The organism is Streptomyces sp. NPDC127177 (assembly GCF_042672475.1).
Classification (GTDB): domain Bacteria; phylum Actinomycetota; class Actinomycetes; order Streptomycetales; family Streptomycetaceae; genus Streptomyces.
In genome coordinates this window covers 26,899-51,122 of record NZ_JBHXUW010000048.1, presented here as the reverse complement: position 1 = coordinate 51,122, position 24,224 = coordinate 26,899, and the positions used below count along the sequence as shown (strand labels likewise).

At 70.6% G+C, this 24,224-nt stretch carries 20 protein-coding genes and 1 tRNA gene; 16 read left to right on the top strand and 5 right to left on the bottom strand.

The window, feature by feature from the left end; all coding sequences use genetic code 11:
• Window positions 1-105 precede the first annotated feature (105 nt).
• Entirely contained in the window at window positions 106-873 is a 768-nt protein-coding gene (locus tag ACFVJX_RS26495; protein ID WP_384131094.1) for a sulfite exporter TauE/SafE family protein, read from the top strand.
• Between the two features lie 57 nt (window positions 874-930).
• Here ACFVJX_RS26495 and ACFVJX_RS26490 read toward each other — a convergent pair whose 3' ends face one another.
• Both ACFVJX_RS26490 and ACFVJX_RS26485 read right to left on the bottom strand, forming a co-directional pair.
• Window positions 931-2,460: an amino acid permease gene (locus tag ACFVJX_RS26490; protein ID WP_384131091.1), complete on the bottom strand. Its 1,530-nt coding sequence runs from the start codon at window positions 2,458-2,460 to the stop codon at window positions 931-933.
• Window positions 2,461-2,521: 61 nt separating this feature from the next.
• A complete protein-coding gene (locus ACFVJX_RS26485; protein WP_384131089.1) occupies window positions 2,522-3,529 on the bottom strand; it encodes a hypothetical protein in 1,008 nt (335 codons plus the stop codon).
• A 321-nt stretch (window positions 3,530-3,850) separates the two neighbouring features.
• On the opposite strand from ACFVJX_RS26485, the gene ACFVJX_RS26480 reads away from it, so the two are divergent.
• Genes ACFVJX_RS26480 through ACFVJX_RS26470 form a run of 3 tightly spaced genes read left to right on the top strand, consistent with a single transcriptional unit; the run spans window position 3,851 to window position 7,933 of the window.
• Window positions 3,851-5,284 (top strand): FGGY family carbohydrate kinase, encoded by a 1,434-nt coding sequence (locus ACFVJX_RS26480; RefSeq protein ID WP_384131086.1) that lies wholly within the window; start codon window positions 3,851-3,853, stop codon window positions 5,282-5,284.
• Between the two features lie 19 nt (window positions 5,285-5,303).
• Window positions 5,304-6,716: an NAD(P)/FAD-dependent oxidoreductase gene (locus tag ACFVJX_RS26475; RefSeq protein ID WP_384131083.1), complete on the top strand. Its 1,413-nt coding sequence runs from the start codon at window positions 5,304-5,306 to the stop codon at window positions 6,714-6,716.
• Entirely contained in the window at window positions 6,713-7,933 is a 1,221-nt protein-coding gene (locus ACFVJX_RS26470; protein ID WP_384131081.1) for an NAD(P)/FAD-dependent oxidoreductase, read from the top strand. The genes ACFVJX_RS26475 and ACFVJX_RS26470 overlap by 4 nt, the downstream gene beginning before the upstream one ends.
• Before the next feature lie 18 nt (window positions 7,934-7,951).
• Here ACFVJX_RS26470 and ACFVJX_RS26465 read toward each other — a convergent pair whose 3' ends face one another.
• Complete coding sequence (locus tag ACFVJX_RS26465) at window positions 7,952-8,296, bottom strand: hypothetical protein (protein ID WP_384131078.1); 345 nt, start codon at window positions 8,294-8,296, stop codon at window positions 7,952-7,954.
• A gap of 172 nt (window positions 8,297-8,468) precedes the next feature.
• A complete protein-coding gene (locus ACFVJX_RS26460) occupies window positions 8,469-9,014 on the bottom strand; it encodes a DUF309 domain-containing protein (protein ID WP_384131075.1) in 546 nt (181 codons plus the stop codon).
• Window positions 9,015-9,123: 109 nt separating this feature from the next.
• Between ACFVJX_RS26460 and ACFVJX_RS26455 the strand changes: the two genes are divergently transcribed.
• Together ACFVJX_RS26455 and ACFVJX_RS26450 are read left to right on the top strand one after the other, a co-directional pair.
• Window positions 9,124-11,757, top strand: coding sequence for an ATP-binding protein (locus tag ACFVJX_RS26455; protein ID WP_384131072.1), 2,634 nt, complete (start codon window positions 9,124-9,126; stop codon window positions 11,755-11,757).
• Between the two features lie 50 nt (window positions 11,758-11,807).
• A tRNA-Pro gene (locus ACFVJX_RS26450) sits at window positions 11,808-11,881 on the top strand.
• A 73-nt stretch (window positions 11,882-11,954) separates the two neighbouring features.
• Here the strand turns inward: ACFVJX_RS26450 and ACFVJX_RS26445 are convergent.
• Window positions 11,955-13,025 (bottom strand): ABC transporter substrate-binding protein, encoded by a 1,071-nt coding sequence (locus ACFVJX_RS26445; protein ID WP_384131069.1) that lies wholly within the window; start codon window positions 13,023-13,025, stop codon window positions 11,955-11,957.
• Window positions 13,026-13,933: 908 nt separating this feature from the next.
• Between ACFVJX_RS26445 and ACFVJX_RS26440 the strand changes: the two genes are divergently transcribed.
• The 10 genes from ACFVJX_RS26440 to ACFVJX_RS26395 all read left to right on the top strand — a co-directional run bounded on the left by ACFVJX_RS26440 (window position 13,934) and on the right by ACFVJX_RS26395 (window position 24,203).
• Entirely contained in the window at window positions 13,934-14,728 is a 795-nt protein-coding gene (locus ACFVJX_RS26440; protein WP_384131067.1) for an ABC transporter ATP-binding protein, read from the top strand.
• Window positions 14,729-14,882: 154 nt separating this feature from the next.
• A complete protein-coding gene (locus ACFVJX_RS26435; protein ID WP_384131064.1) occupies window positions 14,883-15,539 on the top strand; it encodes an SRPBCC domain-containing protein in 657 nt (218 codons plus the stop codon).
• On the top strand, window positions 15,536-16,396 hold the full coding sequence (locus ACFVJX_RS26430) for an HpcH/HpaI aldolase/citrate lyase family protein (RefSeq protein ID WP_384131061.1): 861 nt from the start codon (window positions 15,536-15,538) through the stop codon (window positions 16,394-16,396). The genes ACFVJX_RS26435 and ACFVJX_RS26430 overlap by 4 nt, the downstream gene beginning before the upstream one ends.
• Window positions 16,397-16,458: 62 nt before the next feature.
• Window positions 16,459-17,529, top strand: a complete 1,071-nt coding sequence (locus ACFVJX_RS26425; protein ID WP_384131058.1) for an amidohydrolase family protein — start codon at window positions 16,459-16,461, stop codon at window positions 17,527-17,529.
• On the top strand, window positions 17,526-19,178 hold the full coding sequence (locus tag ACFVJX_RS26420) for a thiamine pyrophosphate-binding protein (protein ID WP_384131055.1): 1,653 nt from the start codon (window positions 17,526-17,528) through the stop codon (window positions 19,176-19,178). The genes ACFVJX_RS26425 and ACFVJX_RS26420 overlap by 4 nt, the downstream gene beginning before the upstream one ends.
• A 5-nt stretch (window positions 19,179-19,183) precedes the next feature.
• Entirely contained in the window at window positions 19,184-20,095 is a 912-nt protein-coding gene (locus ACFVJX_RS26415; RefSeq protein WP_384131053.1) for an ABC transporter substrate-binding protein, read from the top strand.
• A 69-nt stretch (window positions 20,096-20,164) separates the two neighbouring features.
• Window positions 20,165-21,343, top strand: coding sequence for a DUF3500 domain-containing protein (locus ACFVJX_RS26410; RefSeq protein WP_384131050.1), 1,179 nt, complete (start codon window positions 20,165-20,167; stop codon window positions 21,341-21,343).
• Window positions 21,344-21,377: 34 nt separating this feature from the next.
• Window positions 21,378-22,256 (top strand): hypothetical protein, encoded by an 879-nt coding sequence (locus tag ACFVJX_RS26405; protein ID WP_384131048.1) that lies wholly within the window; start codon window positions 21,378-21,380, stop codon window positions 22,254-22,256.
• Between the two features lie 53 nt (window positions 22,257-22,309).
• Complete coding sequence (locus tag ACFVJX_RS26400; protein WP_384131045.1) at window positions 22,310-23,293, top strand: ABC transporter substrate-binding protein; 984 nt, start codon at window positions 22,310-22,312, stop codon at window positions 23,291-23,293.
• A gap of 49 nt (window positions 23,294-23,342) precedes the next feature.
• Window positions 23,343-24,203, top strand: a complete 861-nt coding sequence (locus ACFVJX_RS26395) for an amidohydrolase family protein (RefSeq protein WP_384131042.1) — start codon at window positions 23,343-23,345, stop codon at window positions 24,201-24,203.
• The last annotated feature ends 21 nt before the right edge of the window (window positions 24,204-24,224 follow it).

Genomic DNA, 24,224 nt, shown 5'->3' with positions numbered 1-24,224 from the left:
TGCGTTTGAACGCTTCGTGTGAGCGCTTGGAGCGCAGCATAACCATGCGGGCCCGCGGGCTGGGCGCAGGCCGAGAACCATGGGGGATTACGATCTGTTCCTGGCATGGACACCCTCACCCTTTGGCAACTGGCGGCACTGGCCGCGGCATCCGCGCTCGTCGGCTTCTCCAAGACGGCGGTCAGCGGCGCCAACACGATCAGTCTCGCGGTGTTCGCGGCGGTGCTCCCCGCCCGTGAGTCCACCGGAGTGCTGCTCCCGATCCTCATCGCGGGTGATGTGCTCGCCGTGCTCACCTACCGGCGCCACGCGCACTGGCCGACGCTGCTGCGGCTCTTCCCCGCCGTCGCCGCCGGCGTGGTGGCGGGCACCCTGTTCATGGTGTGGGCCGATGACGCCGCCGTGCGGACCTCGATCGGAGGGATCCTGGTGTTCATGGCGGGGGTCACCGTCTGGCGGCGCCGCACGGCGGCCGGGAGCGAGGAGCCGGCGGCGGACACCGGGCCGCCCGCCGCCGCCGAGCGGCTCAAGGCCCGCTCGTACGGGGTGCTCGGCGGATTCACCACCATGGTCGCCAACGCGGGCGGCCCCGTCATGTCGCTTTATCTGCTTTCCGCCGGGTTCCGCAAGCTCGGCTTCCTCGGCACCTCCGCGTGGTTCTTCCTGATCGTCAACACGTCCAAGGTGCCCTTCAGCGTCGGCCTCGGGCTGATCGACGGGCAGTCGCTGCTGCTGGACGCCTGCATGCTGCTGTTCGTGCTCCCCGGCGCCTGGATCGGCCGCAAGTGCGTGGACCGGATCAACCAGACCCTCTTCGAACGCCTCGTCATCGGCGCGACCGTGCTGGGCGGTCTCCAACTGCTGCTGAACTGACGGCGGCCCTCCCGGACCGTGATCCGGAAGGGCCGGCCGCAGGCCTGGGGACGGAGGTCAGATGATGCCTTCCTCGATCTCCGCCTGCTCACGCGCGTTCCCGTACGCCGACGGCGTGCTGTAGGAACGCCGCGCGACGAACCACCACACGGTGGCCAGCACCAGCACGACGACCAGCGCGATCGACGCGTAGTTCATCGAGTCGATCGTCACCGGCGAGGACTGCGGCAGCAGGAACAGCACCGTCACGATGGCCACCCACACCACGGCGATCCAGCCGACCGGCTTCGACCAGCGGCCCAGGTGCCACGGCCCGCGCTCGAAACGGTCACCGGCGCGCAGCTTCAGGAAGATCGGGATGGCGTACGCGGGGGTGATCCCGATGACGTTGATCGCGGTCACCGCGCCGTACGCCGTCTCCGAGTACAGCGACGGCACGGCGAGCACACCGGCGACCACGACCGACAGCCACACCGCGTTGACCGGCGTCTGGGTGCGGGCGCTCACCTTGCGCCAGAGCGCGGAACCCGGCAGCGCGTTGTCCCGGCTGAAGGCGAACACCATCCGGCTGGCGGCGGCGACCTCGGCGTTCCCGCAGAAGAGCTGTGCCGCGATCACGATCAGCAGCATGGCCGTGGCGCCCGAGGTGCCCAGCGCGTCGATCAGGATCTGGGCCGGCGGCACCCCGGTGGCACTGTTCTGGGTGCCCGCGTAGTCCTGGATCGCGAACGTCAGCCCGGCCAGCAGCACGAAGCCGGCCAGCCACGACACCCAGATCGCGCGGACGATGCCACGGGCCGCGGAGACCGAGGCGTTCGAGGTCTCCTCCGACAGGTGGGCCGAGGCGTCGTAACCGCAGAAGGTGTACTGCGCCAGCAGCAGGCCGATCGCCGCCACGTAGAGCGGGTTCTCCCAGCCGGTGTCGTTGACGAACTCGGTGAAGACGAACGAGGGGGACTGGTGGTGCGAGGGCACGATCGCCAGAACGGAGACGATGACGGCGACGCCGACCAGGTGCCACCACACACTGATCGAGTTGAGCACGCTGACCAGCCGCACACCGAACAGGTTCAGCACGGCGTGCAGCAGCAGGATGCAGAGGAAGATGACCATCGTCTTGCCCGGAGTGGGCGAGAATCCCCACTGCAGATTCATCAGCGCGCCGGTGAACAGTGCGGCGCCGTAGTCGATACCGGCGATCGCACCGAGCAGTCCGAGCAGATTCAGCCAGCCGGTGTACCAGCCCCACTTGCGGCCGCCGAGCCGGTCCGCCATGTAGTACAGCGCCCCGGACGTCGGGTACGCACTGGTGACCTCGGCGAGCGCCATGCCCACGCAGAGCACGAACAGGCCGACCCCGGCCCAGCCCCACAGCATCACGGACGGCCCGCCGGTCGACATGCCGAAGCCGTAAAGGGTCATGCAGCCGGACAGGATCGAGATGACGGAGAAGCTGATGGCGAAGTTGCCGAAGCCGCCCATCCGGCGTGCGAGCACCGGTTGGTAGCCCAGCTCGCGCAGCCGCTGCTCCTCGTCCTTCGGCGCGTCGGCCTCGGAACCCGTGTGGGTCGAGGTGGGTATGGACATGGGGGGACCTCCGTGAGCGGTGACGGTGCGGGGGACAGTGAGGGGGTGCCGGGGTTCCGGCTCAGCCGTGCGGCCCACGGCCCGGTTCGCGTTCGGCGGCCAGGGCGCGGCTGCGGGCGCGGAGGAAGACCTCCTCGGCGCCGGCGGGATCCTTGGGGGATCGGGTGCGGTACGCCCAAGGCAGCGAGGTGAAATAGGGGCCGAGCTCCCTGAACACCGGTGCCGCGTCGGCGAACTGGAGCGCGCCCCACAGGGCGTGCGCCAGATGGTTCAGGTCGAGCAGGGTATGGCTGGGCGGGGGCGTGCGACGGAACCAGTGGTGCAGGGCGCGGACGGCGTCGCGTTCCGCGTCCTCGGTGACCCAGTGCAGGTCCAGCGCCTTCTCGTGGCCGCGTTCGCGGCGGTAGCGCTCGACCCGCACGTACAGCGGAAGCACGTGGAGCGCGGACCCGTCGGGCGCCGAAGAGGACGCCCACTGAACGAAGTTGACCGCTTCGGAGAGAGAGCCGCCGGCCTTGCGCGCATAGACGAACTGGAGCATCCGGTGGTAGGCCTCGCGGTTGTACGGATCGCGTTTGTCGGCCTCCGCCAGCAGACCCCAGGGGCCCGGGAAGAGCATGGGGCCCGGCGGACGCAGCCGGTGCTCCTCCAGCCGCTGGCGCTCGTCGAGCTGGGAGAGAGCCAGCAGGCACACCCAGGGGACCGGGTCCGCGGGTGAGGCGTGTGCGGCCGAGCGGCATGCCTCCCACGCCTGCTGCCACAGCTCCTGCGCGCGGTGATGCCCCTCGCGATGGGCACGGACGGCCCGCTCCACGACGACCCGGGCGTGCATCACGGCTGCCGCGACACTCCGGGGCTCCTCGACCAGCCAGGCCTGTACCGCGTCCGAGCCCGCGGCGACCGCGCCGAGCACCTGGGTGCGCTGGGTCCACAGCGTCCAGTCCGGAGTGCTCTCCAGCAGATCGCGCATGGAGAGCCAGCGACCGGTACGTAAATCCTGTAATGCGGAACGGAGTTCGTTGTCGTGGCCGGCCGGATGGTAAACCGGCCGGAAATCACTGTTGGCCATGGACGCGCTCGGGGCATGGTGTCGGTCTCATCGATCCTCAAGGACGTGGGGGGCGGAGCAGCTGTTGAAATATGAACTGCTGTAAAGCGTCCGGTTGTTGTTCGGCGGTGAGTGTAGAGCCCGTTGCGCCTAACCCCCGAATGATCCGTGGATCTTATTCAAGTCGATTGAGTAAACCGGAGGTTGAGCGATAGCGGAGAGTTCTGGACGTACGCCTTGCGGGTGCTTGACGTAACCGCTGGGCTGCACCACCCTGGGTTCCCGCAGCCGAAGATCATGATTCCGTTCAAGCGCCGGAGTTCGCGTGCCATTGGAGAGCCGATGACGAATCCGGTGCTTGCCGTGGACCAGGGAACCTCCGGCACGAAGGCGCTGGTGATCTGTCCGGAGCGTGGCGTGATCGGTTCCGCTTCGGCTCCGGTACGGCCCCGGTTCGGCGCGGGCGGAGTCGTCGAGGCGGACCCCGCGGAGCTGTTCGACTCGGTCGTCGACGCCGGGACGCGAGCCCTGGCCGAAGCTGGTGAACCGGCCGTCGCCGTCGGGCTCGCCAACCAGGGCGAGACCGTGCTCGCCTGGGACCCGGACACCGGCCGCCCGCTCACCGACGCGATCGTCTGGCAGGACCGGCGGGCCGCCGGAATCTGCGCTGAACTCGCGGACCGAGAAGATGAGTTGCGTAAACTCACCGGACTTCCGCTCGACCCGTACTTCGCCGCCCCGAAGATGGCCTGGGTACGCCGTGAGCTGACCCGCGAGGGAGTCGTCACCACCAGCGACTCCTGGCTGGTCCACCGGCTCACCGGGGAGTTCGTCACGGACGCCGCGACGGCCGGGCGTACCCAGCTGCTCGACCTCGACAGGGCCGGCTGGTCGGCCCCGGCCCTCGACATCTTCGGCCTGGGCGGCGAACGGCTGCCGTCGGTGGTCGACGCCGCCGGAGAGTTCGGCACCACGACCGCCTTCGGGGGCGAACTCCCCCTGACCGGACTCCTCGTCGACCAGCAGGCCGCCCTGCTGGCCCAGAGCGCACTGGAGCCGGGCACCGCCAAGTGCACCTACGGCACCGGTGCGTTCCTGCTGGCCCAGACCGGCGGGGTCCCACGCCGCAGCTCCACCGGACTGGTCAGCTGTGTGGCCTGGCGGCTCGGCGGGCGGACCAGCTACTGCCTGGACGGCCAGGTGTACACGGCGGCCTCGGCGGTGCGCTGGCTCACCGACCTCAAGGTGATCGACGGAGCCGCCGACCTGGACCCGGTCGGTGGCTCCGTCCCCGACTCCGGCGGCGTCACCTTCGTACCGGCGCTCGCCGGACTCGCCGCTCCCTGGTGGCGCGGAGACCTGCGGGGCTCGGTCACCGGACTGGGCCTGGACACCACCGCGGGACATCTGGTGCGCGCCCTGTGCGAGGGCATCGCCGCACAGGTCGTCGAACTGGCCGAGGCGGTGGCGACCGATCTGGGCGCACGCCCCGAGGTGCTGCGCGTGGACGGGGGACTGACCCGTTCCGCGCTGCTCATGCAGACCCAGGCCGACCTGCTGCAACGCCCCGTCGAGGTGTCCGCGCTGCCCGATGTCACCGCGCTCGGGGTGGGCGCCCTGGCCCGGATCGGCCTCGATCCGGGGCTCCCGCTCGGGCAGGCCGTACCCGCTTGGGAGCCGGCCGCGGTGTACGAGCCGCGGATCGGCCCGGACGAGGCGGCCGAGCGGCTCGCCCGGTTCCGCGCGGCGGTCGGTACTCTGCTGGAGCGGTCGTGACCGCTGACGGGGCGGGCCGATGACGTACACCGTCACACGGGCCGGCCAGCCGCTGCCCGGAGGCCCGCCGTACGACGTCACGGTCATCGGCGCCGGAGTGGTCGGCACCGCGATCGCCCGTGAGCTGGCCCGCTACCGAGTCCGTACCGCCCTCGTCGAGGCATCGGACGACATCGGCAACGGCACATCGAAGGCCAACACCGCCATCCTGCACACCGGATTCGACGCCGTACCCGGCTCGCTGGAGGCCAGGCTGGTACGCGAGGGGCAGCGCACGCTCGCCGCGTACGCCGCCGGGACGGGCATCCCCGTCGAACGCGTCGGCGCCCTCCTCGTCGCCTGGGACGAGGAGCAACTCGCCGCGCTGCCAGACCTGTTGGCCAAGGCCGAAAAGAACGACTACCACGCCGCCCGGCTGCTGGACGCGGACCGGCTCGCCGAACTCGAACCCAACCTGGGGCCCGGCGCGCTCGGCGCACTGGAGATCCCCGACGAGTCGGTCATCTGCCCCTGGACGACCCCGCTCGCCTTTGCCACCCAGGCCCTGCTGGCCGGAGTCCACCTGCACCTGGACTGCCGTGTCACACACATCGGGTCCGGGCCCGGCCTCCACACCCTGACGACCAGCCGCGGCCCGATCCGCACCCGTCAGCTGATCAACGCCGCAGGGCTGCACGCCGACGAGATCGACCGCCTCCTCGGGCACGACACCTTCACCGTCACACCACGCCGCGGACAGCTCATCGTCTTCGACAAACTCGCCCGCGATCTCGTCCACCACATCCTGCTCCCCGTGCCCACCGCGGCGGGCAAGGGTGTTCTGGTGGCACCGACCGTCTTCGGCAACGTCCTGCTCGGCCCCACCTCCGAGGACCTCGACGACAAGACCGCCACCGAATCGACCGGGCACGGGCTCGCGCAGCTGCGGGAGAAGGGCCGCAGGATCCTGCCGCGGCTGATCGACGAGGAGGTCACGGCCGTCTACGCGGGACTCCGGGCCGCCACCGGGCACGAGGACTACCGGATCAAGGAGTACCCGGACCTGCGCTACATCGCCGTGGGTGGCATCCGGTCCACCGGGCTGACCGCCTCCATGGCCATCGCCCAGCACGTCGCCGGGCTGCTCGCCCGGACCGGCCTCGACCTGGGCGCCCCCACCGAACTGCCGCCCCTCACCCTGCCCGGCCTCGGCGAGGCGACGGACCGCCCCTACCTGGACGCCGCGCTCATCGCCCGGGACCCCGCCTACGGAACCGTGGTCTGCCACTGCGAACGCGTCACCGCGGGCGAGATCCGTGACGCGCTGGACTCCGTACTGCCGCCCCGCTCGGCCCAGGCACTGGCACGCAGGACCCGGGCGGGCAACGGGCGCTGTCAGGGCTTCCACTGCGGCGCCGGCCTCCGCGCACTGATCGAGGGGACCCCGTCATGACCCGCCGCGAGCGGACGGTGGATGTGCTGATCGTCGGGGCGGGCCCGGCCGGACTCGGTGCGGCGGCCGAACTCGCCGCATCGGGGGCGCGGGTCGAGGTCCTGGAGCGGGACCGGAGCGCGGGCGGCATCCCACGACACTGCCACCACGGCGGCTTCGGCAGCCGCCGCGGCGGCCTGAGCGGGCCCGAGTACGCCCGGCGCTGCACGGCCGCCGCCGAGCGGGCCGGCGCCACCCTGCGTACCGGAATCACCGTCACCGGCTGGGCCGGCCCCCGCACCCTCGACTCCACCGGGCCGGGCGGACTGGAACGGATCACGGCCGGCGCCGTCCTCCTCGCCACCGGCGCCAGGGAACGCCCCCGCAGCGCACGGCTCGTCCCGGGCACCCGCCCGGCCGGCGTCTACACCACCGGGGAACTCCAGCAGGCCGTCCACCTGCACCACCAGTACATCGGTACGCGAGCGGTGGTCGTCGGCGACGAACCGGTCAGCCGCACAGCCGCCGAAACCCTGCGCGCCGCCGGGGTCGAGGTGGCCGCCCTGGTGACCGGCGATCCGCCGGCCCCCCTCGCGGCACTGCACCGGAGCCGGCGTGCCCCGGTGCTCAGCCGCACCACCGTGACCGGCCTGACCGGGCACGGGCGGCTCACCGGTGTCACCGTGCGCCACCAGGACGGCCGGACCACGACGCTGCGCTGCGACACCGTGGTCTTCACCGGGGACTGGATCCCCGAACACGAACTGGCCCGGCGCGGCTCCGTGCCCCTGGACCCGGGGACCCGGGGCCCCGCCCACGACGCCTCGTACCGCACCGGGGAGCAGGGCGTCTTCGCCGTCGGGAACCTCCTGCACGCCGTCGAGAGCGCGGACACCGCGGCGGCCGAGGGCCGGGCCGCCGCCGCCCCGGTACTGCGCCATCTGGCCACGGGATCCTGGCCCGCCCGGCGCCCGGCACTGGCGGTATCGGCCCCGCTGACATGGATCGCGCCCAATCTCATCGCCCCCGACGGCGACCGGCCCCTGAACAACCGCTTCGTACTGCGCACCGAGCAGCGGCTGACCACCCCGCTGCTCGTGGTCCGTCAGGAAGGGCGGGTGCTGCACCGGCAACGACTGCTGCCGCCGGCCCGGCCGGGCCACCCCTTCCACCTGTCCGCCGACTGGCTCGACCGTGCCGATCCGCGGGGCGACACCGTACGGGTCACCGTGCACTGACGTCACGGCGGCGGTGGATCAGGGAATCAGCAGCCAGTCCGAACCGATCGCCGCCACCAGACCGATCCCGAGCAGCCAACTGCCCAGCCGGGTACGGCCGTTCCTGCTGAGCTCGATCACGATCCCGCACAGGATCAGCGCCAGTCCGTAGACGCCGACCACCAGCACGGAGGACCTGCTCGCGATCCGAAGCCCCAGGACCACCGCCATCGCGGCCATCCCGACCGAGGACAGGACGATGCGCAGACGTCTCGCCTGACGCGGCGTCAGTCGTCGCTCCTCGGCCTCGGCTCCGGGTGCGGCTTCGGCCTCGGGTGCGGGTATCGGGGTGTCCACGGCCTGGTCCTGGTCAGAAGTGCTCATGAGGCGGGATGGTAATAGCTTCGCGCGGCCCTGTTCACCGCTCTCGGTCAAGGGGAGGGAAAGTGCGCGGGAGGGAAACGACGCGTACCCACGCCTACGGGACAGCTCCACGGGACAGCTCCACGGGACAGCTCTACGGGACAGCTCTACGGGACAGCTCTACGGGACAGCTCTACGAGCTGCCCAGCAGGCGCGGCGCCTCCTCGGCCGCGTCGACGGGCCGGGCGCCCGCCGCCTCCACCCGCCCCGCCAGCTCCCGGGCCCAGCTGATCAGCGCACCGACGGCGATCCCGTGCGCCGAGGGGGCACAGGAGCCGCCGGAGGAGACCGCGTCCCCCGACGCGACGGGGCCCTCGCCCCCCGTGAACTCCGCGAGCGCCGCCCCGCCCCGGCGCAGCAACCGCGCCCCGCCCGTCACATTGCCCCGGGCGGCATGGGTCAGCCCGACCGCCAGCTGGGCCAGCCCGCGCCACAACTCCCGTTCCGCGTCGGGGCCCGACTTCCACGCATCCTCGAACACCTCGTGGGCATGGAACGGCATCCCGGCGTCGAGCAGCCGCTGCGCCTCGCGCACGGTCTCCTCCGGAGTGCGGACCACACCCTCCGGCTGCCGCTCCACACCCGGTGATCCGTACGGCAAGGGGCGCCCCAGCCCGTCGCGGGGGCGCGCGTTGTGCGCCCGGCCTTCGGTGTCCCGGTCCCTGCGAGTCTCGTCCACCCCCCGATTGTGCCCCGTACCTGCGGTGAACTCCCCGAAGCACTGTTGGTGGGCCCCCGCGCACGACTATTCTCGGCAGTTGTCCGTACCACTTTGGGGGAGGGTAGGCATGAAACCGTCCCGGCCGCTGTACGAGCGCGAACCGGAACTCGCCGCCGCCGCGCAAGCCGTCGACGCACTCTGCGGCGCACAGGCGTCCGGCGGGCTGCTGATCTTCAGCGGTGACGCAGGCATCGGCAAGACGGCGCTGCTGGCCGAGATCCAGACCATGGCAGCCGACCGGTGCACCGTCTGGTCCGCACGGGGCGGCGAGACCGTCACCTCCGTCCCGTTCCACGTCGTACGCCAACTGCTCCAGCCCGCACTGGACCAGCTCCCCATCGACGACGTACGCGCCCTGTTCGGATCCTGGTACGAGATCGCCGCACCGGCCCTGGGACTCGTCGAACCGACCGGCCCGCAGCCCGATCCGCAGGGTGTGCGCGACGGTCTCGACTGGGTCGTCTCCCGGCTCGCGTCCCGGCTGAGCCACCGCCCGCTGCTGCTCGTCATCGACGACGCCCACTGGGCCGACGGCGAGTCCCTCGCCTGGCTCGCCTCGTTCACCGCCCGCCTCGGCGAACTTCCGGTCCTGGTCGTCCAGGCGCACCGCCCCGAGGAGCTCGCGGCCCGGGAGGCGGCGCGCACCGCCGCGGGCGGCCACCCGGCACAGGTCCGGGTCGCGCTGCGGGCCCTCACACCGGAAGCCACCGCCGAACTGGTCCGCGCGGGTCTGGGCGAGCACGCCGACGACCCGTTCTGCCGCGAGGTGTGGGCCGTCACCGGCGGCAACCCGTACGAGGCCGTCGAGCTCGTCGCCAAGGTCCAGGACCGCGAACTGGCGCCGCTGGAGGAATCCGCCGGTCTGCTGCGCGAACTCGGCGCGTCGGCCCGCGGCAGCGGACTCGTCGCCCGGCTCGAACGGCTCGGCACCAACGCGAACCGGTTCGCCTGGGCCGCCGCCGTCCTCGGCACCGACATCTCCCAGGACCTCGCCGCCACCCTGGCCGGCATGAGCCCCGCCGAGGCGGCCGACTGCACGGCCCGGCTGCGCGAGGCCCGCATCGTCAGCGGCTTCGACCCGCTGGAGTTCGTGCACCCGCTGATCGCCACCGCCGTCTACCGCTCGATTCCGCCGGCCACCCGCACCGCGATGCACGGCAGGGCGGCCTGGGCGATCACCCGGGCCGGTCTCGGACCCGCCGCTGCCTCCCGGCATCTGCTCGAAGTCCACCCGGACGACGACCAGGAGCTGGTCGAGCAACTCCGCGCGGCCTCGAACCAGCACCTCGCGGTCGGCGCCCCGGAGGCAGCCCGCCGCTGCCTCGAACGGGCGCTCCAGGAACCACCGCGCCACGATGTGCGCGCCACCCTGCTCTACGAACTGGGCTGCGCCACGCTGCTCAGCTCACCGCCCACCACCGTGCAGCATCTGCGGGCCGCGCTCGACCTGCCGGGTCTCGCCGACGACCTGCGGGTCGACGCCACGTTCCGGCTGGCCGCCGCGCTGTCCCACAACAACCAGCTGAAGGAGGCGGCGCTCGCCCTCGCCGCCGAGGCCGAGCGCACCGCACCCGGCCCCGGCCTGATGCGTCTGCAGGCCGCGCACTTCCTCTGGGAAGGCATGCAGGCGACCGAGGAGGACGGACCGGGCCGCTCGCGCCGGCTCGCCGCCAACGCCGACCACCTCGCCGGCCGGGACAACGCCGAGCGGGCGCTGCTCACCCTGCGCGCCTTCGACGCCATGCTGCGCGGCGAGAACTCCCAGCTGATCGTGGACCTCTGCGAGCGCGCTCTGGTCAACGGGCACCCCGCCCGCGGTCTCGGCTGGACCGATACGGAATGGGGCTTCGAGCTCCCCACCCTGCTGGGCATCACCTACGCCTTCACCGACCAACTCGACCGGGCGGAGGAGCTGTTCGGCGAGGCCGTGCGCGCCTTCGAGATCTCCGGCTGGAGCGGCGCCCACCTGGCCTTCGCCCATACGCTCCTCGGCCTGGTCCACCGCCGACGCGGCCGCCTCGCCGAGGCCGAGGGCTTCCTGCGCGAGGGCCTCCGCCTCGCCGACCGTGTCGGCAGCGGCCTGCCCGTCCACTGGGACGCCGCGTGTCTGCTCATCGACACCCTGCTGGCGCGCGGCCGGATCACCGAGGCCCGCAAGGTCGCCGACCAGTACGACTTCGGGCTGCCCTACCCGAGCGCCATGGTGCTGCCCGACGCGCCGTGCGTCCGGGGGCGCCTGCTGCTCGCCGAAGGCCGTATGAAGGAAGCGGTCACCGAGCTGGAAGCCGCCGGTCAGGCCCTCGAACCGCGCGGCAGGTTCAACGGCATCTGGGGCCCGTGGGCCGGCGACCTCGCACGCGCACTGGCCGAGGAGGACCGGGGCCGCGCAGCCCAGCTCGCCAACTCGGCGCGGGTGCACGCCGAGCGGTTCGGAACGGACACCGCGATCGGCGAGGCACTGCGCTGCGTCTCGCTCTTCGCACCCCCGGAGGAGGCGGCGCACCTGCTGGGCGAGGCGGTCCGCCATCTGGAGGCGTCCCCGTCCAACTACGAGCTCGCCCTCGCTCTCGTCGACCACGGCATCGCGGCCCGCTCGCCGAGGCAGCTCGCACGGGCGTACAAGCTGGCGACCGCCTGCGGCGCGGAATCCCTGGCGACCCGCGCCCAGCAGGCACGGGCGTCGATCCGGTCCACCGAGTGAGGTAATGTTTGTCCTGCGCAGCCGCCCGGTGACATCCGGACGATCTGTAGCGGGACGTGGCGCAGCTTGGTAGCGCACTTGACTGGGGGTCAAGGGGTCGCAGGTTCAAATCCTGTCGTCCCGACTTGCAAGAGTCGAGGTCAGGGCCGGTTTCGGAGAAATCCGAAACCGGCCCTTGATCTTTTTCGGGGAAGCCGTCACAGGTAGTCGTTGGTCCAGGCGCCCGTCTTGATCTCGGCTGATCCGGGCAGGGCGCCCAGCTCGATCACGAACTGGAGCGTGTACTTCCATGTGCCCTTGTCCATGTCTGCGTAAATGGGCCAATCGACTTCCTCGACACTGGCCCGCATCACCGGGTCGGGGATGCCGGGCATCGCTTTTCTGACCGCGGGCACGATGTCCGGGTCGTCCACGTGCAAGTTCAGGTAGGCCGAGCCCTGTTCCACCGCTGTGAGGAATTTCCTGACCGTCGGGGCGTGCTGGTCGGCGTAGGCCTCACGGGTCACCACCACCTGCCCGTAGCCGGCGTAGGAACCCGACCATTCATGCACCGTCTGCGAGTCCGCTACGACCACGCCGTCTCCGGCAGCCTGGATCCGTAACGGGAGCGGCTCCGAGGTGACGAACCAGTCGATCCGGCCGTCGGCGAGCGCCGCCCGGTCCTCGGTGGGGCTGGACAGGGACACCCACGAGACCTCGTCGAGGCCCACGGAGCGGTTCTTGAGGAACATCCCCGCCTCCGCCTTCGTGTTGGCTGAGCTGTAGCCGCCGGCTGAGCCGACGAGAGCCTGGGCCACCTTCTTGGGTGACGTGCTGGACGTGAGTGAGTGCCGCGTCGCGAACTTCTTGCTCACGACAAGGCCGAGCGGGTTGCCCAGCCCGTCTGCGCCGATCGCGATCTCGTCGTGTCCCTCTGCCTCCGCTGACAGGAAGTTGGTGGGGCTGGAGTTGAGGAACTGGAGCGAGCCGGATTCCAGGGCCGGTGTTCCGCCGGCCGCCGTCACATGTACGAACGTGACCTTCAGTCCCTGCTCACGGAAGAAGCCGCGGGCATCCGCCACCCGCAGGGGCGCATCGAAGATGTTGCCCGCCACGCCGACAGTGACCTGTTGCGCTTCGTCGGAGCCGGGACTGCTGGAACCACCGCACGCTGCCAGCAGGACCCAACCGAGCGCCACGGTGGTCGCGACCACCATCCTTCCGGGGGAGAGCGGCACCGGCCTGCCGTCGGCGGAGGCCGAGGTGGCCTGTCTGAGGCGGTACTCCATGCTTCTCCTGTCACCAAGTCCTGTGGATGGGGACCGGCCGTCGGTGCCCGGGGGAACTGGCGAGCTCACGTCCGGCTCGCTGCCCCGGGCGATCCGTCCGACGGCGCCCCCCGGGAGTGCGGCTTCCGATGCCGCCGAGCCGCGGCCCTTGTCGCCACCTGCGCCGCCATGGCTCGTGCCATGCCCCAGGTGAGATCAGCGCTCCACGAGGGAACAGTCCACGAGGGAACATCGATTGTCCGACAAGCGGTGCGTGGAATCTAACAGCAGCATCGTCGCGCTTCAAGGGGCCGGGAGAGGGGCTCGTGCTGCCCTTGGCCGGCAGTTCCTTGGCTGCCTCGTCCTGGCCTGGTGCATGTCGTCGGATCGGTGTCTCCATGGCGCCCGCGGGGGAGTGCGGCGTCCTCGGTGCGAAGGTGAGGCCGGGTGGCAGGAGTCCTGGGGGGAGCACTTGTTTGTCTGACGATCCGAGTCGCGTAACGATAGAAATCGGGTGATTGTGACCGTGTCGTGGGGCCGCGCGGTGCGGCTGCGGCTTCCCCGCTCCGGCGTCGACCCGTCCCGCGCGTGGGCACTCTGCGTGGTCGATCCCTTGTGCTCCGCCCATAACGAGCTCTTGTCGGACAGTTCTCCGGCGGGTAACTCGAGTTTCCTGTGAGTGAAAGCTTCTTCCTGCGCACTTCTTGTGCGGCCCGAGTGGCGGTGTTAGCTTCCCCTCATCGGTTGTCAGACAATCTGGCGGTGCCAGGGTTGCCGATGACTGATTAGCAGGAGAACCAGGTCGGCCTGGACGCTCGTTCGCGTGCGGCAGGAGACCACCTTCACAGCACCGCCATCCACAAACGCCGCCACTGGCGCGAGCGCACGGCCCCGCTTCATCTCTTGCGAGGACGGCCGAGGAGACAGATATGTCGACCACACAGCGCAACTCCCATGCGGAGGCACTCCGTTTGGACCACGTCACGCTGGAGTTTCCCGGGACTCACCGACCGGCGATCGAGGACGTGTCGTTCAAGGTCGATCGCGGCAAGGTCGTGGCCGTGATCGGGCCCAGCGGGTGCGGGAAGAGCACCATCCTCAACCTGGCCGCCGGACTGCTCACCCCCACGCAGGGCCAGGTGCACTACGCCGGAGAGCCGGTCACCGCCGTCAACTCGGACGCCGCGTACGTGACTCAGCAGTCCCACCTGCTGCCCTGGCTGAGCGTCCGGTCCAACATCGGTCTGGCGCTGAAGTTCCGCAAGGTGCCCAAGGAGGAGCGCGAGGAGCGCGTCGCCCAGTGGGTCGACCTCGTCGGCCTGACCGGTTTCGAGCAACACTTCCCCCGGGAGCTGTCGGGCGGAATGCAGAAGCGCTGTGCGATAGCGCGGGCATTGATCTACAACCCGTCCATCGTGCTGATGGACGAGCCGTTCGGGCCGCTCGACGCCATCACCCGGCTCGAGCTCCAGCAGGAACTGCTCAACATCTGGCGGGAGCAGAACGGGACCCTGATCTTCGTCACGCACGACCTCAACGAGGCCATCTACCTCGCGGACGAGGTCGTCGTGATGTCCAAGGGGCCCGGCACGATCCGCCGTGTCATCCAGGTCCCCTTCGAACGCCCGCGACAGATCGGCTCGCTCGTAGAGTCACCCGAATTCTCGGAGCTCTACAACGACCTCTGGAGTCTGTTCGCCGCGGAGCGTAAGGCCGCCGCGTAACGCGGTCACGCCCCGCAGCCGGAGCCGGCTGCCCGCACGGGCCCTGCGGTCCGATATGCCCGGAGCTCCGCGTCCCAAGCCACCATGCCGGTTGTGCCGTCACGCCCTCGTGTCCGTCTGACGTCGCGCCTGCCGCCGAGTGAGGTTCAAAGTCTTGATATCGATCACGGAAGAGATCGTCGTACCGAGTCCGCACGAACGTGTCTGGGAGGTCATCTCCGATCCCTCTGCCGTCGTGTCCTGTATCGGTGGCGCCGAGCTCGGTCCTTCGCACGACGACGGATCCTTCGACGGGACCCTGGCGATCAGGTTCGGCGGGCTGCGGGTCAAGTTCGCCGCCCGGGTCTCCCTGGACCTGGACGAGTCCACACACGAGGGACGGCTGACGGCCCGAGGCGCGGACGGTCAGGGCGCCACCCGGTTCAGTGCCGGCGCCACTTTCCGGGTCGTCGAGGGGGACGGCCCCGGCACCTCGCGGGTCTTCTGCGACGGGGAGATCAAACTCAACGGCAAACTCGCCAAGTTGATCGAGTCGGGTGCGGGGATGGTGGTCTCCAGGATGACGAAGGAGTTCACCGACCAGCTGGTCCAGAAGTGCGCGGCGACTCCTGCCGAGCCCCTCGCTGTCGCGGCCGCCGAGCCGCTCGCCACCGCATCCGACGGGGCGCAGCCGGTCCGGCCCCGGCCGGCCGGCCTCTTCGCCCGCCTGCGCGAGTGGTGGGCGGGGCGGCGGTCCAGACGCGCGGGGCAGCCGGCGCGGCTTCCTGAGGGCAGGTCGGCCGAGGCACTCGACCGGGGAGGTCGGCGATGACAACGTCCAGGCTCAACAAGGTGATCGGCGCCCTGGACGCGGGGCAGCACGTCTTCGCGACCTTCTCCGCGGCCGATCCGACGTCGGCGGTCGAGCTGAGCAACTCGGACTACGACGCCGTGGTGTTCGAGATGGAGCACAAGCCCTGGGACATCAACGCGCTCAAGGACAGCTTCCAGTACCTCCTGAACAGGCGCAGGGTCTTCGAGGCGGACACTCTCGCGCCGGACGTCACCCCGATCGTCCGCATCCCGGCCAACGGTGCGGAGAAGGCCCAGTGGCACGCCAAACAGGCCCTCGACCTCGGTGCGTTCGGCATCATCTGGCCGCACATCTCCACGGTGGAGGAGGCCCGTAACGCCGTGGCCGCCTGCCGCTACCCGCGGCTGCCCGACGCGCCCCGCTACGAGCCGGCCGGTCTGCGAGGGGACGGCCCGCACGCGGCGACACGGTACTGGGGCATCTCGAACATCGAGTACTACGCCCGGGCCGACGTGTGGCCGCTCGCCCCGGACGGGGAGATCCTGGTGGGCCTCATGATCGAGGACCAGCTCGGCATCAAGAACCTGCCGGACATCCTCGACCGGGTGCCGGGCATCGGGCTGGTGCTGATCGGCGAGGGCGACATGAGCCAGGAACTGGGCTTCCCCCGCCAGTACGAACACCCGCGCGTCCTGGAGTGCAAGCGGCGGATCCTCGACATCTGCGGTGAACGCGGAGTCGCCGTGGGCCACCCGCACGTCACCGCCGGCAACGTCAAGCAGGTACTCGACGACGGCTACCGCTTCCTGATGTCGGCGCCGGTGCGCACCTACCCCGGCCTGCACAGGGCGAGGGAGCTGACCGGCCGCGGCTGACGGGCCTATCCGCCCCGGCCGCGCAGCACGTCACCACCGCATCGCGAGTTTCGGAGTACTTCATGATCATCGACAGTCATGGCCACTTCACCACGGCGCCCCCGGCGCTGGGGGAGTGGCGGGAGAAGCAGATCAAGGCGTTCGAGGAGTCCGGCGCCAGGGTCTCGCCCGACGAGCTGCACATCGGCGACGACGAGATCCGCACCGCCATCGAGGGCGGGCAGCTGAAGCTGCAGACGGAGCGCGGCACCGACCTGACGGTCTTCTCACCGGGCGCGGGCAAGATGGCGCATCACTACGGCGACGAGCGCACCAGCCTCGACTGGTCGCGCGTCAGCAACGACCTGATCGCCCGCGTCTGCGGCCTCTTCCCCGAGCGGTTCGTGGGCGTGTGCCAGCTCCCGCAGTCCCCGGGCGACGCACTGGCCGCGTCCGTAGGCAACTCGGCCGCCGAACTGGAGCGCTGTGTTGCGGAGTTGGGCTTCGTCGGCTGTCTGCTCAACCCGGACCCGTCGGACGGCTACTACCAGGCGCCGCCGCTCACGGACCGGGTCTACTACCCGCTCTACGAGAAGATGACCGAGCTCGACGTCCCCGCGATGATCCACGTCGCGATGTCGAGGAACCCGGCGATGCAGGGCACCTGCGCCCACTACCTCGCCGGCGACACCGCGGCGTTCATGCAGCTGTGCGAGTCCGACCTGTTCAAGGACTTCCCGACGCTGAAGCTGATCCTGCCGCACGGCGGCGGAGCCGTCCCGTACCACTGGGGCCGCTACCGCGGAATGATGCAGGACCGCGGCCGGCCGCCGCTGGAGGAATCGGTCCTGCGCAACGTCTACTTCGACACCTGCGTGTACCACAAGCGCGGCATGGAGCTGCTGCTCGACATCATCCCCGCGCGGAACGTCCTGTTCGCCTCGGAGATGATCGGCGCCGTCCGCAGCGTGGACCCGGAGACCGGGCGTCGGTTCGACGACACCAAGTACACCCTCGACTCCATCGACAGCCTGAGCGACACCGACCGGCAGGCGGTGTACGGAGGCAACGCGCTCCGGGTCTTCTCACGGCTCGACGGCGTCCTGAAAGCGCGGGCGACGGCCGCGGCGAACGTGAAGGAGTACCGGAAATGAAGGTCTACGAAGCCCTGGCCGAGGCGTTCGTCAAGGAAGGCACCAGCGATGTCTTCGGCATGATGGGCGACGCCAACATGCGCTGGATGGCCGCGCTCGCCGACCGCGGTGTGCGGCTGTACGAAGTGCGGCACGAGGGTTCCGGCCTCGGGATGGCGGACGGCTGGGCACGTGGTTCGGGACAGCCGGGCGTGGTCACCACGACCAGCGGCCCCGGCGTCTCGCAGCTGGCCACCTCGATGCTCTGCGCGAGCCGGGCGGGCACCCCCCTGGTCGCCTTCTGCGGGGAGACCCCGCTGGGTGACGAGGGTGCCACCCAGTACCTCGACCAGCGGCGCTTCGCCGCCGCGATCGAGTGCGAGTTCATCCAGGTGACCCGGCCGGAGAACGCCCAGGAGGCCGTGCGGGACGCCTTCTACCTGGCGCGGACGAAATCCAGGCCGGTCATGATCAGTGCGCCCTTCGACGTCCAGGTCGCCGACATGGACGACTACGACGAGAACTACGTACCGTCCACCGCCCTGATCGAGAAGTCCCGGCTGCTGCCCGACCCGGACAGGGTCCGGGCCGCCTGCGACCTGATCCAGGATGCCGAGCGCGTGGTGATCATCGCGGGGCGGGGTGCGCGTGGGGCTGACTCCGGTGAGGAGATCCTGGCTCTCCAGGAGCGGACCGGCGCCCTGCTGGCCACCACTCTGCAGGCGAAGAACTGGCTGTGCGACCGCACCGACTTCCACGTCGGCCTGTCGGGCCTGTTCGGCGACAAGCTGTCGATGGAGCTGTTGCAGGAGGCCGACTGCGTGATCGCGGTGGGTGCCAGCCTGAACCACTACACCATCGAGAGCGGCTACCTCTATCCGGAAGCCGAGTACATCCAGATCGACACCGCCCCGCACCTGGTGATGGGCAACGGCAAGGGGGCGGACTGCTACCTGCAGGCCGACGCGGTCACCGCCCTCGGCGAGCTGACCCGGGTACTGGAGGAGCGGTCCGTCCGGCTGGCGGGTTACCACACCGACCAGGTCCGGAAGCATCTGACCGGCCGGCTCCAGCAGCCCGAGTACGTGCGGGAACCCGGCCGGCTCGACCCGCGCGAGGCCATCTGGATCCTCGACCACGAACTCCCGGGCGAGATAGGCCTGGTGCTGGGCAGCGGACACCAGACCGACTTCGGCACCATGCTCTTCCAGCGCTCCCGTGACGTGCTCTCCAACTACGGCATGTTCGGCGCCATCGGGCAGGCCCCGCTGATCGCCATGGGCCAGATGGTCGCCAGGGGCAACAGGCCCGGCTTCGTGGTCGAGGGCGACGCGAGCTTCATCATGCATCTGTCGGAGTTCGAGACGGCGTGCCGGTACGACATCCCCCTGCTGGTCGTAGTGATGAACGACCAGGGCCTCGGCGCCGAGTACCACAAGGCGAAGGCGAAGGGACTCGACCCGGAGCTGGCGACCATCTCCACGCCCGAACTGGGCACGGTCGCACGGTCGCTCGGCGGCGGCGGAGCCACTGTCCGCACCGCGCAGGAACTGCGCGACGCACTGGCCGAGTACGTGCGGGCCCCCCGGCCCACCGTGATCGACGTCCGAATCACCCGCGAGGTGCTGAGCACCCCGTACCGCCGTATCCAGTACGGCGAGGACGTGTGAGCCGGATGAGCGGGACACACACCACCGCACCGCTCACCGTACTGCTGGGCGACTACCCGCACACCCGGCCGCTGAAGGACGGGACCATCCCCGTGGAGGGGGTGGGATGCCGGTACCTGGAGTCCTCCCCGCTGCCACCTGCCTTCGCCCGGATGGTCCGCGAACTGGCCTACGACATCTGCGAGATGCCCATGGCCACCTACCTCCAGGCACGGGACGCCGGCATCCCGGTGACCCTGCTGCCGGCGGTGCTGGTGGGAAGCACACACCACCGTTCCCTGACCCGGCTGCCGGAAGGGCCGGGTACCACCCCTGCCGATCTCGTCGGCGGGCGTGTGGGTGTGCGCGCCTACGGCCAGACCACCGGACTGTGGGTGCGCGGCTGGCTGCGGGAGGAGTACGGGGTCAGGTCCTGCGATGTCACCTGGGTGACCACCGAGGACGTCCACGTCGCCCAGTACGTCAACCCGGCGAACGTGGAACGGTCGGGGGCCGGGCGGGTCGTGGACCTGCTGCGCTCCCACGACGTCTGCGCGGCGGTGCTCGGCCCGAAGGCCATCGGCGGACAGGGCGCCGGACTCGTCCCGCTCGTGGCGGACGCCGAGAGCGCCGGACTGGCCTGGGCGGAGCGGCACGGGACGGTCCCGGCGAACCATCTGCTGGTGGTGCGCGACGACGTCCTGCGTACCCGTCCGGATTCCGTGCTCAATTTCTACCGGGCTCTGAAGAAGGCGATCGCGCAGACCGCGGGCGAGCGGGACGGCTCTCCGGCTGGGCGCGCGGTCACGGCCGGGTGGAGCGCGTCGCTGAACGCCTGCCTGGAGATCGCCGGACGTTACGCCCTGGAGCAGGGCCTCATCGGCCACCAGGTCGATGTCGCGGCGATCGAGGAGCAGACGGCCTTCCTCGACAGGTGAGAAGACAGCCGGCACCGGTGCGCCGCCGGGCGGCGCACCGGTGAAGGAACAACGAGAGGAGGAGCAGCGATGCTGGAGCCAGTAGGGCTGCGCAAGCGGGGCAATCCGCCCACACGCAAGCCGGAGATCTGGACGCCCGACCTGCTCGACAAGGTCGCCTGGCGGGTGAAGGCGGCCAACGAGCCCTTCCGGGGCGTGGCCACGTCGGACGGGATCCAGCCGGGACTGTTCCCGCTGCGCGACACGGGCGCGGACGTCAGCAAGGTGTACGGGGCGGCGGAGGACTACCTGGCGGGCCTCACGGAGGAGCAGCTCGCCGAGGGCCGGTTCCCGATGGACGACGTGAGCTGGCGCCACTGGAACAACGGCGCCCGGTACTTCCTGCGCCACGGGCTCCTGCTGGAGGAGTTCGACGGAGCAGGGCGAGAGCGGGCCCTGGCGGTCATCCGGGCAAGCCTCAGCGCGGACGGTTACCGACAGACGGTCGACCTGATGCGACTCAACCTCACCATCGGCGAGCTGAGCGACAACACGCACGGCCTCAACGAGTGGCTGTACTGGTTCTCCCTCTACGGCGAGCCCGAGAACGGCGGCCCGTGGGGGTGGCAGCTCGACGGACACCACGTCAACATCAACTGCGTGTTCGTCGGGGACCAGATGGTCCTCACCCCCACCTTCCTGGGCGCCGAGCCGGTGGTCGCCGGATCCGGGAAGTACGCCGGGACCGTGGCCTTCCGGGGCGAGGAGGCACTCGGCCACGAGCTGTTCACCCGGCTCGACGGCCGGCGCCGGGAGCGGGCCGTCATCGCGGACACGATGCCGCCCGAACTGTTCGCCGGGGCCTTCCGGGACAACTTCGAGCTGAACTACCAGGGTCTGCGGCTGAGCGAGATGTCCGCCGGCCAGCGCGACACAGCGCTGCAGCTCATCGGCCTGTACGTGAACCGGGCCGACGACCGCCACGCCCGGGCGCGCATGGAGGAGGTGCTTGCCCACCTGGGGGACACCCGCTTCGGCTGGGCCGGGGATCCCGACGGCACCTTCTACTACCGCTTCCACAGCCCGGTGATCCTCATCGAGTTCGAGCACATGGCCGGCGTGCTCTTCGACAACGACTCCCCCTCACGCCGGCACATCCACACCATCGTGCGCACCCCCAACGGCAACGACTTCGGCGTCGACCTGCTGCGCCGGCACCACGAGCGGCACCACGGGCCGGGTGCGGCGCACCCCGGCCGACAGACCTGAGAACCCCGCTTCCCGCACATACGAGGAGAGAGAAATGAAGTTGGTGCTCGGCCGTGACGATCTCGCGGCAGCCGCGCTGTCGGCGGCCCGCGAAGCGGGTTCGGAGGCGGAGCGGGTCGACATCAAGCCGGTCCACAAAGCCTCCCGCGGTTTCGTGAACGAGTCGGACGTGGATCTGTGCGAGCTGGCGATCGTGACCGTTCTGCAGGCCCTCGCCTACGGCAAGCCGGTGCTGCTGCTGCCCGTCACCACCCTGGGACGCCACCAGCACCAGACGTTGGTGACCCTCGGCAAGCTGTCGGCCGCCGACGTGGAGGGGCACAGCGTCGGAGTCCGCGCCTGGAGCCAGACCACCGGCGTGTGGATGCGTGGATTCCTCACCGAGCAATACGGCATCGACCTGCGCAAGGCCGACTGGACGACGTACGAGGGTCATCACGTCAGGGGCGCTGAGGACCCGTCCTGGGTGCAGCGGGCCCCGCAGGGGACCAAGCTGCCGGCGGACTTCCTGGAGGGCCGGGTCGACTTCGGGATCATGGGCAACGAACTGCCCGCCGACGACCGCATCCGCACCGCCGTGGACAACGCCCACCAGGTCGCCGAGCAGTGGTCGAAGGACCAGGGGTTCATCCCTGTCAACCACGTGGTCGGCGTGTCCGAAGCCGCCGCCGCCGAACACTCCGCCGCGGTCCTCGCCGCTTACGACGCGATGCGGTCGGTACTCACCGCCGACGAGGAGGGCGGACCGGTCGCCCTGCACCCCGTGGGCTTCGAAGGACTGCGCGCGGCGTTCACCAAAGCGGCCGCCTACGCGCTGGAGCAGGACGTGATCCCGCGCGCGGTGGACTACGACGAACTCGTCGAACGGTCCTGCGCGGCATTCGGCGTCCCGCCGTCACGCCTCGGCGGTTGAAATCCGCGCCACGGACCGCCGGACCGGAAATCAGAATCAGCAAAGGACAGGCTATGGACAAGCTCACGGTGGTTCTCGGAGAGTTCCCGCACGCGCGGCCGCTGCTGGACGGCGACACGGAGACAGCGGGATTCCTGGTCGAGCCGGTGGAGGTCAAGCCGGTCATCGGCGCCTACCGGCGGATGATCCGGGACCTGGAGTTCGACGTGTGCGAGTTGGCACCGGTCTCCTACCTGATGGCACGCCAGGAGGGGATCGCGCTGACCGCGGTGCCGGTGTTCCTCAACAGGCGCTTCCACCACGGCGACGTGCAGTGCGCCGCCGGCTCCGGCATCCGCGTGCCGAAGGACCTGGAGGGACGCAGGGTCGGGGTGCGCGCCTACTCGGTGAGCACCGGAGTGTGGGTGCGCGGCGTCCTGCGCGACGAGTACGGGGTCGACATCGACCGGATCACCTGGGTGGTGGACGACGACGACCACATCGAGGGCCGCGTCCCGGCCAACGTCGAACGGGTCACCGACGGGCGCTCGCTGGGCGAACTGCTGCGCGCCGGAGAGATCGACGCCGCCCTGACCGGGAACGCCGGGACGGGACGGGCGGGCGCGCCCAAGGCCGGCTGGACGGCGGCGGCCGAACCGGAGACCGCAGGCGACGACGGCCCCTACCCGCTCTTCCCCGAAGCCGGCGCCCTCGCCGTGGATCACTACCTGCGCACCGGTGTCTACCCGCTGCACTCGCTGATCTCGGTGCGCACCGAGCTCGTGGAGCGCGATCCCGGCCTGCCGGCCAAGCTGTACGCCGCGTTCGCCGAGAGCAAGCGCCGTCACCTCGCCGCCCGGCCCCAGTGGTCGGCCGTGCCCCGGCTGGCCCGTCAGGGCCGCGCGATCGGTGGCGACCCCGTCCCCTACGGCATCGAGGCCAACGAGCCGAGCCTGAACGCGATGGTGCGGTTCGCGAAGGACCAGCACCTGCTCGACGCGGACTTCCCCACCGACCCGCGCGCACTGTTCGCGGCGGGCGAATACCCGGACGCCTGAGCCGGTCCGGACAGAACACACCGAAGACAGAAGACACAGGGAGCACCACGTGGACGTCGTCGACGCACACTGCCACATCATCTCCGAGGACCCGGCCAGGTACCCCGAGGCCCCGATCGGGGGCAAACAGTCCCAGTGGGCCGCCACCCGGCCGGTGACAGCCGAGGGGCTGATCAGCCGCATGGACGGGACCGGCATCGACCGGGCCGTCCTGGTCCAGGCCACCACGAACTACGGCTACGACAACTCCTACGTCCTCGACAGCTGCCGACGGTGGCCGGAGCGCTTCACAGCCGTCGGCACCGTCGACCCGCTGCGCCCGGACGCCGCCACGAACCTCAAGGCCGCGGTCGGCGAAGGGGGCCTGGCCGGCGTCCGGCTGTTCACCAGCGGCAGCACCGTGCCGACCCAGGGGGAGTGGTTCGTCGCCCCGGAGACGTTCCCCTTCTGGGAGCAGGCCGGGGAGCTGGACCTGCCCGTCTGCCTCCAGATGCGCCTCGGCCCGGCCACCGCACAGCTGGTGGAGCTCCTGGAGCGGTTCCCGGGCGTCAAGGTGCTCCTCGACCACATCGGCTATCCCGACATCGCCGCATCGCCCGCCCGCGCCGGGGCCGAAGTCGCGGAACTCGCTGTCCACCCCGGCCTGCACCTCAAGCTCACCCACCGCAACCTCGAACGGCTGCGGGACGCCGGAGAGCAGGCCGGAGAGTTCCTCGGACCGGTCGTCGAGGCGTTCGGAGCGGAGCGGATCGCCTGGGGGTCGAACTGCCCCGCGGCCGAGCAGTCGCTGCCGGAACTCCTCACCCTCGCGCAGGAGGTCCTGGCGGGGCTGCCGGAGCGGGACCGGCAGGCGATCTTCGCGGGGACGGCCCGGCGCCTGTACCCCTTCCCCGGCGAGCACGGAAGCTGACCTGCCATGCCGTCGGCTACT

Bases quoted from the DNA above. Each gene is read 5' to 3' on its own strand.
- ACFVJX_RS26400 (WP_384131045.1), top strand. From the start codon at position 22,310: ATGGACAAGCTCACGGTGGTTCTCGGAGAGTTCCCGCACGCGCGGCCG.
- ACFVJX_RS26490 (WP_384131091.1), bottom strand. From the start codon at position 2,460: ATGTCCATACCCACCTCGACCCACACGGGTTCCGAGGCCGACGCGCCG.
- ACFVJX_RS26415 (WP_384131053.1), top strand. From the start codon at position 19,184: ATGAGCGGGACACACACCACCGCACCGCTCACCGTACTGCTGGGCGAC.
- ACFVJX_RS26470 (WP_384131081.1), top strand. From the start codon at position 6,713: ATGACCCGCCGCGAGCGGACGGTGGATGTGCTGATCGTCGGGGCGGGC.
- ACFVJX_RS26495 (WP_384131094.1), top strand. From the start codon at position 106: ATGGACACCCTCACCCTTTGGCAACTGGCGGCACTGGCCGCGGCATCC.
- ACFVJX_RS26455 (WP_384131072.1), top strand. From the start codon at position 9,124: ATGAAACCGTCCCGGCCGCTGTACGAGCGCGAACCGGAACTCGCCGCC.
- ACFVJX_RS26440 (WP_384131067.1), top strand. From the start codon at position 13,934: ATGTCGACCACACAGCGCAACTCCCATGCGGAGGCACTCCGTTTGGAC.
- ACFVJX_RS26445 (WP_384131069.1), bottom strand. From the start codon at position 13,025: ATGGAGTACCGCCTCAGACAGGCCACCTCGGCCTCCGCCGACGGCAGG.
- ACFVJX_RS26430 (WP_384131061.1), top strand. From the start codon at position 15,536: ATGACAACGTCCAGGCTCAACAAGGTGATCGGCGCCCTGGACGCGGGG.
- ACFVJX_RS26425 (WP_384131058.1), top strand. From the start codon at position 16,459: ATGATCATCGACAGTCATGGCCACTTCACCACGGCGCCCCCGGCGCTG.
- ACFVJX_RS26485 (WP_384131089.1), bottom strand. From the start codon at position 3,529: ATGGCCAACAGTGATTTCCGGCCGGTTTACCATCCGGCCGGCCACGAC.
- ACFVJX_RS26405 (WP_384131048.1), top strand. From the start codon at position 21,378: ATGAAGTTGGTGCTCGGCCGTGACGATCTCGCGGCAGCCGCGCTGTCG.
- ACFVJX_RS26465 (WP_384131078.1), bottom strand. From the start codon at position 8,296: ATGAGCACTTCTGACCAGGACCAGGCCGTGGACACCCCGATACCCGCA.
- ACFVJX_RS26475 (WP_384131083.1), top strand. From the start codon at position 5,304: ATGACGTACACCGTCACACGGGCCGGCCAGCCGCTGCCCGGAGGCCCG.
- ACFVJX_RS26480 (WP_384131086.1), top strand. From the start codon at position 3,851: ATGACGAATCCGGTGCTTGCCGTGGACCAGGGAACCTCCGGCACGAAG.
- ACFVJX_RS26410 (WP_384131050.1), top strand. From the start codon at position 20,165: ATGCTGGAGCCAGTAGGGCTGCGCAAGCGGGGCAATCCGCCCACACGC.
- ACFVJX_RS26420 (WP_384131055.1), top strand. From the start codon at position 17,526: ATGAAGGTCTACGAAGCCCTGGCCGAGGCGTTCGTCAAGGAAGGCACC.